At 57.0% G+C, this 11,322-nt stretch carries 9 protein-coding genes; 7 read left to right on the forward strand and 2 right to left on the reverse strand.

What is annotated here, in order from left to right; genetic code table 11:
- The 6 genes from RT018_RS09735 to RT018_RS09760 form a co-directional block, all read left to right on the forward strand.
- Positions 1-999: ABC transporter substrate-binding protein (locus tag RT018_RS09735; protein ID WP_312941448.1), on the forward strand; the 999-nt coding region annotated here is incomplete at its 5' end.
- A 187-nt stretch (positions 1,000-1,186) separates the two neighbouring features.
- On the forward strand, positions 1,187-2,077 hold the full coding sequence (locus RT018_RS09740; RefSeq protein ID WP_312941450.1) for a branched-chain amino acid ABC transporter permease: 891 nt from the start codon (positions 1,187-1,189) through the stop codon (positions 2,075-2,077).
- Positions 2,078-2,087: 10 nt separating this feature from the next.
- Positions 2,088-3,146, forward strand: a complete 1,059-nt coding sequence (locus RT018_RS09745) for a branched-chain amino acid ABC transporter permease (protein ID WP_312941451.1) — start codon at positions 2,088-2,090, stop codon at positions 3,144-3,146.
- A gap of 37 nt (positions 3,147-3,183) precedes the next feature.
- Entirely contained in the window at positions 3,184-3,981 is a 798-nt protein-coding gene (locus tag RT018_RS09750) for an ABC transporter ATP-binding protein (RefSeq protein ID WP_312941527.1), read from the forward strand.
- A 13-nt stretch (positions 3,982-3,994) separates the two neighbouring features.
- Positions 3,995-4,696, forward strand: coding sequence for an ABC transporter ATP-binding protein (locus tag RT018_RS09755; RefSeq protein WP_312941528.1), 702 nt, complete (start codon positions 3,995-3,997; stop codon positions 4,694-4,696).
- Positions 4,697-5,111: 415 nt separating this feature from the next.
- Complete coding sequence (locus RT018_RS09760) at positions 5,112-8,531, forward strand: diguanylate cyclase domain-containing protein (RefSeq protein ID WP_312941453.1); 3,420 nt, start codon at positions 5,112-5,114, stop codon at positions 8,529-8,531.
- Positions 8,532-8,603: 72 nt separating this feature from the next.
- Here the strand turns inward: RT018_RS09760 and RT018_RS09765 are convergent, their stop codons facing one another.
- Positions 8,604-9,140 (reverse strand): DUF5662 family protein, encoded by a 537-nt coding sequence (locus tag RT018_RS09765; protein WP_312941529.1) that lies wholly within the window; start codon positions 9,138-9,140, stop codon positions 8,604-8,606.
- Positions 9,141-9,269: 129 nt separating this feature from the next.
- Here RT018_RS09765 and RT018_RS09770 point away from each other — a divergent pair, with 129 nt between their 5' ends.
- Positions 9,270-9,704, forward strand: a complete 435-nt coding sequence (locus RT018_RS09770) for a hypothetical protein (protein ID WP_312941456.1) — start codon at positions 9,270-9,272, stop codon at positions 9,702-9,704.
- 233 nt (positions 9,705-9,937) lie between these two features.
- On the opposite strand, the gene obgE is transcribed toward RT018_RS09770, so the two are convergent.
- Entirely contained in the window at positions 9,938-11,221 is a 1,284-nt protein-coding gene (obgE, locus tag RT018_RS09775) for a GTPase ObgE (RefSeq protein WP_312941458.1), read from the reverse strand.
- Between the last annotated feature and the right edge of the window lie 101 nt (positions 11,222-11,322).

The raw sequence follows: 11,322 nt of genomic DNA on the forward strand, positions 1-11,322 counted from the left end.
ATTGCCACCCGCAACGGCGCGCAGATCGCGCTGGATGAAATCAACGCGCTGGGCGGGATGCAGTTTGAGATGAATTTCCAGGACGATGAGGCCGACCCCGAGAAGGGTGTCAACGCTTATCACACCCTTCAGGACTGGGGGATGCAGCTTCTATACGGCTGCACCACCACCGGCTCCTGCGTCAACGTAGCGGCTGAAACCTATGCTGACCGTTACTTCCAGCTCACTCCCTCCGCTTCCTCCACTGACGTGACCAAGGGCAAGGACAATGTGTTCCAAATCTGCTTCACGGACCCCGGTCAGGGTGTCACTGCCGCCGACTATGTGGCGGAAAAGGCTCTTGCCAAGAAGGTGGCCGTTCTCTATAACAACGGCGACGCCTATTCCACCGGCATTGCCACCGCCTTTGCCGCCGAGGCTGCTGCCAAGGGGCTGGAGGTTGTCTCCACCACCACCTTCCCCGATGACACCAACACCGATTTCTCCGTCCAGATTGCCGATGCGAAGAAAAACGGCGCGGAGATGGTCTTCATGCCCATCTACTACACCCCCGCCTCTTTGGTGCTGAACCAGGCCAAGAGCATGGGCTATTCCCCCATCTTCTTCGGCGGCGACGGAATGGACGGCATCCTTGCCATGGAGGGCTTTGATACCTCTATCGCCGAGGGCCTGATGCTGATGACTCCCTTCAACGCTTCCGACGCCGCCTCCGCCGATTTCGTTGCCAAGTATGAGGCGGCTTACGGCGAGACGCCCAACCAGTTCGCTGCCGACGGCTATGACTGCATCTATGCCATCTATGCTGCCTGCCAGAAAGCCGGCGTGACGGCCGAGATGAGCCACGAAGATGTCTGCGAGGCCATGGTTTCCGCGTTCACCGCCTCCGACTTCAGCGTGGACGGCCTGACTGGCACCGGCATGACCTGGGGAACCAACGGCGAAGTCTCCAAGGCTCCCATGGTGGTGAAGGTTGAGAGCGGCGCTTACGTGACCATGTGATTTCCGGTTTCACGGACGCGAGAACTGGAAGGCCCCTTTTGGGGCCTCCCGGTTTCCGCCGTTCCGGCCGGGAGGATACGGCCCGCCACGGCAGGCCGGGACCTCCTGACCTGAACGTTTCAGGGCAGTCCCGCGCCGAATCCGGCGCGGAGGCACCTTAAATTTTGGAAAGCAGGTATCTCTTGCTATGACGATTCTCTCCAATCTGATTGGCGGCATTGGCCTGGGCAGTATTTACGCCATTATTGCTCTGGGTTACACCATGGTTTACGGTATTGCAAAAATGCTGAACTTCGCCCATGGCGATGTGATTATGGTGGGCGGCTATTTGTGCTTTATCATGGCGTCTTCTCTGGGCTGGCACCCGGTGCCCGCCGTGCTGCTGGCGATTACCGGTTGCACACTGCTGGGAATTGCGGTGGAGCGGCTGGCGTATAAGCCGTTGCGCTCCGCACCTTCTTTGGCGGTGCTGATTACCGCCATTGGCGTGAGCTATTTTCTTCAGAACGCGGCGCTGCTGCTGTGGGGCTCCGACACAAAGATTTTCCCCAATTTCTTCGCTTTTGGCGAGAAGAGGGGGGTGTCGCTGTTCGATGGGCAGTTGAACATTTCGTTTGTGTCCATGATTACGGTGGCGGCGTGTCTTGTGATTATGCTGGCACTAACGGCGTTTACCGGACGCACCAAAATGGGCAAGGCTATGCGGGCCGTGTCCGAGGACAAGGGCGCAGCACAGCTCATGGGGATCGATGTGAATTTCACCATTTCCATGACCTTCGCCATCGGCTCAGGACTTGCCGCTGTGGCGGGGGTATTGATGTGCTCTACTTATCCCACCCTGATTCCCACCACCGGCTCCATGCCCGGAATCAAAGCGTTTACCGCCGCCGTGTTTGGCGGGATCGGTTCCATTCCCGGGGCCCTGCTTGGCGGACTGCTGCTGGGGATCATTGAGATTTTCGCCCGGGCCTATATTTCTACTGAACTGTCCGACGCCATCGTGTTCGGCGTACTGATTGTTGTGCTGCTGGTCCGGCCCACTGGGCTTTTGGGCAAGCAGCTCCGTGAGAAGGTTTGAGGTGAGAGGGATGACTACAAAACTGAAACATATGGCCCCCTCCACCCGCTCCAGCTTGATCACCTACGCCATGGTAATCTTGGTGTATGCTCTGATGCAGGGAATGCTTTCCAGTGGGGCGCTGACCTCTTCCATGAGGGGAATGCTGGTGCCCGTGTGCGCGTATATCGTCATGGCTGTGTCTTTGAATCTGACGGTGGGCGTGATGGGGGAGCTGAGCCTTGGCCACGCCGGATTTATGAGCGTGGGTGCGTTTACCGCCGCCATCGCGGCGGCGGCGCTGGAGAGTGCCATTCCCCTAGGTCCGTTGCGTCTGGCTGTGTCCATGGCCATGGGAGGCGTGGCGGCTGGACTGGTGAGCCTGATTGTGGTGGTTCCGGTGCTGCGGCTTCGGGGGGACTATTTGGCCATCGTGACGCTGGCTTTTGGCGAAATCATTAAGAATATTATGAACTGCGTATACGTGGGTCTGGATGCAGAGGGACTTCACTTCGGCATGAGCGCCGCCGGCGTGAATCTGGCGGCGGATGGGGAAATGCTGCTGCAAGGCCCCATGGGCGCAGTCGGTATTTCCAAATTGTCTTCCCTCACGGCGGGCTTCTTGCTCATCATGGTGACTCTTGCCGTAGTGCTGAACTTTGTCCATAGCCGGGCGGGCCGGGCGGTGATGGCCCTTAGAGACAATCGCATTGCTGCCGAATCCGTGGGAATTTCCCCCGCTCGGTATAAGATGATGGCCTTTGTCACCTCTGCCGTGCTGGCAGGGCTGGCGGGAGGGCTGTACGCCATGAATTTCTCCTCTATTCTTGCGAAAAAGTTTGACTTTAACACCTCGATTTTGGTGCTGGTGTTTGTGGTGCTGGGGGGCATGGGCAATATCCGCGGCTCCATCATCGCCGCTGCCGCTTTGACAATCCTGCCGGAACTGCTGCGTCAGTTTGCGGACTATCGGATGCTGGCGTACGCGGTGGTGTTGATTCTGGTGATGCTGTTTACCAACAATCCTGCGCTCAAGGCATTTTTTGCCCGCTTTAAATTTGGGCGCACTGCCAAAAAGGAGGTCGCCTGATATGCTTTTAGATCTGATTCCCGTCCCCTCCAAAGCGATGGTTCCGGACCGGGACGCGGGCAAAAGTCCCATTCTCGAGTGTATCAATCTGGGCGTTACCTTCGGCGGATTAAAAGCGGTTGAAAATTTCAACCTCACCATCGGGCGAACAGAGATTGCGGGTCTGATCGGCCCCAACGGCGCTGGGAAAACCACGGTGTTTAATCTATTGACCAAGGTTTATCAGCCCACCAAAGGAACTATTTTGCTGGACGGCAAGGACACCAATGGGATGAACACCATTCAGGTGAACCGGGCCGGCATTGCCCGTACCTTCCAGAATATCCGTCTGTTCTCCAACCTCACGGTGGAGGAAAACGTGAAGGTGGGCATGGATAACGCCATGAGCTACAATATGTGGAGCGGTATTTTCCGCCTTCCCGGCTTCTGGAAAGAAGAGAAGGTGGCACATGACCGTGCCATGGAGCTTTTAAGCATTTTTGACATGCAGGACATGGCCCGCGCCAAGGCGGGGTCCCTGCCCTACGGGGCCCAGCGACGGCTGGAGATTGTCCGAGCGCTGGCCACCAATCCTGGGCTGCTGCTGCTGGACGAGCCTGCGGCAGGCATGAACCCTTCGGAGACGGCCGAACTGATGGAAAATATCCGGAAAATCCGGGATACCTTCCAGATCGCCATTCTCTTGATCGAGCACGATATGAGTCTTGTGATGAACATTTGCGAAGGCATCTGCGTGCTGAACTTCGGGCATGTCATTGCCAAAGGCAGCCCTGAGGATATCCAGTCCAACCCCGCCGTGATCGAGGCGTATCTGGGCAAACAGAAGGAGGCGTGAGGGTATGAGCGTTATTTTATCTGCGGAGGACCTAAATGTCTTTTACGGCAGCATTCACGCCGTCAAGGGTGTTTCTTTCGACGTGAACGAGGGAGAGATCGTCACCCTCATCGGGGCGAACGGCGCGGGAAAGTCCACCACGCTGAACACCATCGCCGGATTGCTGCACAGCAAAACGGGTTCCGTGACCTTCATGGGCGAGAATTTAGGAAAGATTCCACCGCACAAGATTGTCTCCCGTGGCATGGCACTGGTGCCGGAAGGGCGGCGGGTTTTTTTGCAGATGAGCGTTCAGGACAATCTTGAAATGGGAGCTTATACGCAAAAGAGTGCGGGAATTGCCGGCGACATAGAGAAGGTCTATGAGCAGTTTCCCCGCCTGAAGGAGCGGCGGCGACAGGTGGCCGGAACTCTTTCCGGCGGCGAGCAGCAGATGCTGGCCATGGGCCGGGCGCTGATGAGCCACCCCAAGCTTTTAATGCTGGATGAACCGTCAATGGGCCTTGCCCCTTTGCTGGTGGAGCAGATTTTTGAGATTATTCAGCGCCTGAACAAAGCCGGCTCCACCATTTTGCTGGTGGAGCAGAACGCGCAGATGGCTCTCTCCATCGCTCACCGTGGGTACGTGCTGGAGACGGGAAAAATTGTAACCACCGGCCCAAGTGGAGAGCTTTTGGCGTCTCCCGCCATTAAAAAGGCATATTTGGGAGGCTGACGCGTGCGGCAGTCGCCTCCTTGGCTTTGGGAGAGCTGGGAGACAGCCCGCAGTAACCACCGTCCCTGATGAAATCTTTCATCAGGGACGGTTTTTTTAATTTTTCAGGTGTTTAAACAGCCTCGTATAAAAATTACAGCGTTTGGATTTTTTTGTACATAAAAATGGAAAATATTACGTTTGCTAAGCATTGTAAACTATTGCGAAGAGGGCTGTTTTGAAGTAAAATAATATGCAAGAGTGAATATTCTTACAGTCCCCCACCAAAGGTCGGCTGACCGCTCCGGCCGGCGGGGAGGCGAGAGATTGAGATAGAACGGAGATCACCCATGACGACACAGCGGAGGAAACAGAGCCGACAAAACCGGAGGGGCGGCAGTGTCCGTACCCTGTATCTGGCATGGAGGGGCGGACGATGACACAGACCTGCAACACGTTGCTGCTTGTGGACGATATGCAGATTAACCGCGCAATTCTCTCCGCTATGTTTGAGGGAGAATACGAAATTTTGGAAGCGGAGGACGGTGCGCAGGCGCTTACGCTGATGCGCCGAAATCGGCAGAAGATTGCAGCCGTGCTGCTGGATTTGCTGATGCCTGTGAAGGATGGGTACGCGGTGCTGCAAGAAGCGGCGGGGGATGAAGACCTTTCTCGCATACCCATCATCGTCATCACCGCCGACCACACCCCCGAAAGTGAAGTTCGGGTGTTTGATCTGGGGGCTACGGATATAATTATCAAGCCCTTTGAGGCCCGGCCCGTAAGACGTCGGATACAAAACGCCGTGGAACTTTACCGCCATAAACTCCATCTGGAGGAGCTTGTGGCAGAGCAGGCGGCCCGCATACGGGAGTCTAACACCGCGCTGATTGACGGGCTTTCCTCCGTAATCGAGCACCGGAGTCTGGAGTCCGGCCAGCACATCCGCCGCATTCGCGGCTTTACCCGGATTTTGCTGCGGGAGCTGGCGCTGGAGCATCCCGAATACGGGATGAACGAGCACACCATCGATGTGATTGCCAGCGCCTCCACGTTGCATGACATTGGAAAAATTTCCATTCCTGATGCAGTTTTAAATAAGCCCGGTCGTCTGACGCCGGAAGAGTTTGAAGTGATGAAGACCCATACCGTCAAAGGCTGCGAGATTTTGGCGGGGCTGGACCGGATGAGCGATCCCGAGTATTTGAGCTATGCCTACAATATCTGCCGGTACCATCATGAACGATGGGATGGCAAGGGCTATCCCGAGGGACTGCGGGAGAACAACATTCCCATCTGCGCACAGGTGGTAGCCGTTGCGGACTGTTTTGACGCGCTCACCACGGACCGGGTGTATAAGCGGGCAATTCCGGAGGAGGAGGCCCGCGACATGATTCTGCGAGGTGAGTGCGGCGCGTTCTCGGAGGAGCTTTTGGAGTGCCTTAAAAGCGCACAGTCGGAGTTTTTTATGCTGGCCCGGAAGTATGCCGACGGGATGCGTCCTGTGGACGCCAGCGCGGAGGAGATGCCACGTCCCGTCCGGGCATTCCCGGGGGCCAGAACGGCACGGAGTCAGGACAAGCTATCCGCCATTTTCCGCCACCTGAATGCCACGGTGCTGGAGCTGGACTGGAACACCGGGAGCTACCGCCTTCTCTATCAGGCGGACCACAATTTTTCCGTGTTCCTTCAGAAGCGAACCGTGGATGACGCGGGAGCTGTATTTGTGCAGACCTGCGTTCATCCGGAGGACCGAGAGAAAGCCTCAGCTCAGGTGGACGGAGTGTATCACCGCTTTTTTACAGAAGGATCCCTGGAGGATTCCAGCCGGTATCGCGTTTTAGACCGAGGCACCGGGGAATACGTCTGGTATCGCAGCACCCTGCTGCGACTTGGGTCGGACGACCCCCGGCGCTGTCAGGGTCTGGCGGTGTGGCGCAGGGAAACGGATCGGGTTAAAACAAAGGCGGGGCGGATTCTTCCGCCCGAGAAAGAAGAGAAGCCGGGCGCGCTTTATAACAGACTTCCCACCGCCCTGCTGCGGCGCAAAAACGACAGGGATCTTACCATCACCCATATGAACCGGGGTTTTTTCCACCTGACGGGTTATACCGAGGAGGAACTTGCCGCCCGGTTTCAAAACCGGATGGTCTGCCTGCTGGACCCGGTGGACCGGGACCGGATGCTGGCCCATAGCAGCAGGCAGTTGGCAGTGGGGCGCGAGCTGCATTTGGAATACCGTCTGTACAGCGTCGATGGGCGCACAGTGTGGGTCTTGGAGGACAGCATTCTGCGCCGGGAAGCCGACGGGCGGGAGTATTTTCAGTGTGTGCTGACGGATGTCACTGCGCAGAAGCGAGTGCAGGAGGATTTGCGCCAGTCTCTGGAGCGGTATCAGGTGGCCGCTCAGCGGGAGGGCAGCATTATCTTTGAATGGAATGTTGTTACAGATCGTTTTTTAACCTCTGGAAACTGGGAACTGAAACTGGGCTATCAGCCCCGAAGTTATCTTCAAAAGGCACTGGAAAACAGTAATCGCATTTATCCGCTGGACAAGAAAAATATTTTGCGCGCCATTCAGTCTATCCGGGATGGCGCCCTGCGGGAGGAAGCAGAATTTCGCCTGATTGCTGCCGGCGGACGGTATCGCTGGCAGCGGGCAAAGGCGGCTGTGCAGCTTGGAGGCGATGGAAGGCCCAGCCGGGTGATCGGCGTTATTTTGGATGTGGAGGAAGAGAAGCAGGCGGCACAGGCGCTGGCAGACCAGTCGAAGCGAGATGCACTGACCGGGCTGTTCCACAAGGAGGTGGCGAGGGAGCGAATTGATAGTCGCCTTGCTGCCATGGAGGAATCGGAAACCGCCGCCATGCTGGTTCTGGACGTGGACGGATTCCGCCGCGTGAACGACCAGTACGGCCACATCTTTGGCGATGCGGTGCTCTCGGAGTTGGCTGGTGTAGTAAAGCGGATGTATCGGGATGGTGAGATTGCCGCCCGAATTGGCGGAGATGTGTTTTTGATCTTTTTACCGTCGGTTTTTGCCCAGAGCTCCGTCTTGGATGGGGCGCATCGGCTTTTGGAGGCGTGCGAAAACGTGATGCGATATTCCGGACGGCCGATTTCATACAGCGTGGGAGTCGCAATGGCGTCTGCCCACGGGCAGGACTGCGAGACGTTGCTTCAACGCTGCGGCCATGCGCTCTGTCAGGCAAAGGAAGCCGGCGGAGGAATTGCCGTACTGAGCGAAGCCGATTTTTCCACTGAAACCGGGGAATATGGGGAAGTGCCCTATGCCGCAATTGACCCGGAGACAGATGTTCAAATGAGCCTGTCCCGCATTCTGGGTGAAATTTTGCGGGATTGCCACCAGTCCGGCGACACAGAGGGAGCCGTAGCCAATGCATTGCAGAAGCTGGGCGGGCTGTTCCATGTGAGCCGGGTGTATCTCTGCGAAAGTTCGGCAGACGGTGCGTATTGCTTTAATACCTTTGAGTGGTGCGGCGAAGGCGTTGCGCCGCTGCGGGTGGCCGGACAGAGTATCCGCTGCCGAAGCATGGATGCGCACTGTCGACAGAACTTTGATGCCCGGGGAATTTTTTTCTGCCGGGAAGCGGAGACACTGCCCGCCGCCCACCGAAAACTGCTGGAGGAGCGAAATGCCCGCTCCATACTCCTGTGCTCGGTGAAGGAAAACGAGCATTTTCTGGGCTGTTTGGGTTTTGACGACTGCCAGTTCCACCGTTTCTGGACGGAACTGCAGACTGAGGCTCTGAGCCTTGCGGCAAAGGTGATTTTTACCCTTTTGACGCAGAGCAAAGAGCAAGGAGAACTCCGGGAGACGACAAAAGAGGACTGAATGGAAAAAAAGCGAGAGTAGCCGAAAGGTGGCCCTCGCTTTCTGTGCACCGGAAGCAAAACACCCCGGCATTCACTTTTTCAAAACCTCGTCCCGTATGTAGGCAAAGGCGGCGTCCTCGCCCTCGTCCTTCAGTTTGGTCAGCATGGTTTCCAGAAGATCCGCGGTCTTGGAATTTAAAATGGTGTGGGATTTTGAGTGCTGAAAAAACCGCCATGGGTCCGCGTTTTCAAAGGCCGCGCCTCGGTAAATCCGGCTGGCGGCATATCGGTCACAGAACATCTCCGCCACGTATTTCACAGGCATCTCCACCCCCACCACGCCGAAGTCGCCATCATCCTTCTGGCCATAGTCCGTCCAGTATTCCAGATGGTGGCGGTTGCGGGACTTATGGTGAATCCAGGCGCTGGAATACCCCATTTCCCGCCGCTCCGCGTCATTGGGACTGCGGTCTCCCTGATAATATTTTACGCCGATCCAAAATTCCTGCGGAGAGTATTTGGACAAATCATGGGTCAAGCCCTGCCAATACAGTCCCAACCGGAAGCAATATTTACATACCAGCGCACGATGACGGTTGACGGTATGGAGATGGGCAAAAAAGCGCAAAATAGTCACCTCGGAACTCTTTAAAGAAATTGTTATAACCAGTCTAACACGGTTGCGCAAAAAAAACGAGAGAAATTTTCGCATAAACCTGCCGCCTTGGCAAACACTTGAAAAGAGGGGGGAGCGCAGATGGTGGATGCGGCGTTTTTTGGGGGAGGCGCGGCAGCCCCCGTGTCTCTTCCGGCGGGGGTCGAGCAGCCGGAGACGGTTTGGGCACTGACAAAAAAGCGGTGGGAGGTATTGGCGCTCTCCGCGTCAGGCTGTCGGCGGCTTTCGGATGCACCGGAAGCAGTGTGCGCCTGCGGAACCGTTCTGTTGCCAAGCGAATGGACAGGCCTCGCTGCGCGGCAGATTCGGGCAGAGCGGGTGGTAAGCTGCGGCCTGTCCGCACGGGACAGCCTGACCTTTTCCAGTATGGGGGATCGAGACGGGGTGGTGTGCGTCCAGCGGGCGCTGCTCCGGCCTGACGGAGGGCAGGTAGAGCCGCAGGAACTGCCTCTGGACTGTCCCGGCGGGCAGACGGAGGATTTGTTGACGGTCATCGGACTGGGACTTCTACTGTAAACAGAAGGATATACCGCGATAAAAACAAGATGCTGCTCTTTTAGGGTCGCTTGGACGGTGGTCCGCGAGAACTTCAGGCGGGCGAATGTCCGTAAATTGGTCTAAAATTGGAAAGATAGAGAAAACCCCCGACGCGGGCATAAGCCGCGCCGGGGACTTTTTAACTGCAAGATACATGTGAACAGGCCAAAAACTGCTGCGCCCTTTGCCGTCAAAGGCACAAAAGGCAGAGCTTAACGCTGATACTCAAATTCGTAGTCGTAAAGGGAAACGGTGTCGCCGTCCTGAATTCCCATTTCCTCAAGCCGCTGATAAAGGCCCGAATCCCGCAGGGTTCTGTCAAAATACATCCGGCTTTCATAGTCGTTCAGGTTTACGTTGCTCATCAGCCGCTGGAGCCACGGGCCGTCTACCACCCAAATGTTGTCATCCGTGCGCTGAATGTCCAGCGGCTGGGAATAGTCGATTACCGGGGGACGGGGGACATACTCCGGCTCGTACACGACGATGGGCGGTAAGGCGGAAAGCTGCTCGCTCACCTTGTTCATCAGTCCATCCACGCCCTGATGGGCCGCGGCAGAAATCTCAAACAGGGGATATCCCAGCTTTTCAACGTGCTTGCGCAGTCGCTCGAGATTTTCCGGATCCTCCATCACGTCGATCTTGTTGGCGGCCACAATCTGGGGTCGCTTTTCAAGGTCCGCGCTATACTGGACCAGTTCCGCGTTGATTGCGTCGAAATCCTCCACTGGGTCCCGGCCCTCGCTGCCGGACACGTCCACCACATGGATCAGCAGGCGACAGCGGTCGATGTGGCGCAGAAAGTCATGGCCCAGACCTGCGCCCTCGCTGGCGCCTTCGATGATGCCGGGAATATCCGCCAGCACAAAGGAGCGGCCTTCGCCCACATACACCACGCCAAGGTTTGGAGAGAGGGTGGTGAAATGGTAGTTGGCAATTTTAGGCTGAGCGCGGCTCACCACACTCAGCAGCGTGGATTTTCCCACGTTTGGAAAGCCTACCAGGCCCACATCTGCCAGTAGCTTCAGTTCCAGCAGTACGTCGTGGCTCTGGCCGGGAGTTCCGCCCTTGGAAAAGCGGGGGATTTGCCGGGTGGGGGTGGCGAAGTGAGAGTTGCCCCAGCCGCCTCGTCCGCCCTTGCAGAGAACATAGGGTTCTCCGTCGGACATATCTTTGATAATTTCGCCGGTTTCCGCATCCCGAACCAGGGTGCCACGGGGGACTTTGATGGTCAGGTCAGCCCCGTCCTTGCCGGACTTACGCGCACCCTGTCCGTCCATGCCGTTGGGGGCGGAATACTTCCGCTTGTAACGGAAGTCCAGCAGGGTGGAGAGATTGTCATCCACCTTCAAAATGACGGAGCCGCCCTTGCCGCCGTCCCCGCCGTCCGGTCCGCCCGCCGCCACATATTTTTCACGGTGGAAGGAAACCACTCCGTTTCCGCCGTTGCCTGCCCGCACAGTGATGCGAGCTTTATCGATAAAAGAAGACGCCATAAACTGCCTCGCTTTCTTGTCGGCTGGTCAGCTCCCCGCGTCCGGCACGTCCCGGAGGTCGGGAGCGGATCAGCCATACTTCCTAGTGTGTCCCGTTCTAA

Source organism: Oscillibacter sp., assembly GCF_032060045.1.
In the GTDB taxonomy this organism is placed as follows: Bacteria; Bacillota; Clostridia; order Oscillospirales; family Oscillospiraceae; genus Oscillibacter.

What these genes read in the sequence shown, in the direction of transcription:
- obgE (WP_312941458.1), bottom strand. Translation starts at nt 11,221, where the DNA reads ATGGCGTCTTCTTTTATCGATAAAGCTCGCATCACTGTGCGGGCAGGC.
- RT018_RS09770 (WP_312941456.1), top strand. Translation starts at nt 9,270, where the DNA reads ATGGTGGATGCGGCGTTTTTTGGGGGAGGCGCGGCAGCCCCCGTGTCT.
- RT018_RS09760 (WP_312941453.1), top strand. Translation starts at nt 5,112, where the DNA reads ATGACACAGACCTGCAACACGTTGCTGCTTGTGGACGATATGCAGATT.
- RT018_RS09740 (WP_312941450.1), top strand. Translation starts at nt 1,187, where the DNA reads ATGACGATTCTCTCCAATCTGATTGGCGGCATTGGCCTGGGCAGTATT.
- RT018_RS09745 (WP_312941451.1), top strand. Translation starts at nt 2,088, where the DNA reads ATGACTACAAAACTGAAACATATGGCCCCCTCCACCCGCTCCAGCTTG.
- RT018_RS09750 (WP_312941527.1), top strand. Translation starts at nt 3,184, where the DNA reads ATGGTTCCGGACCGGGACGCGGGCAAAAGTCCCATTCTCGAGTGTATC.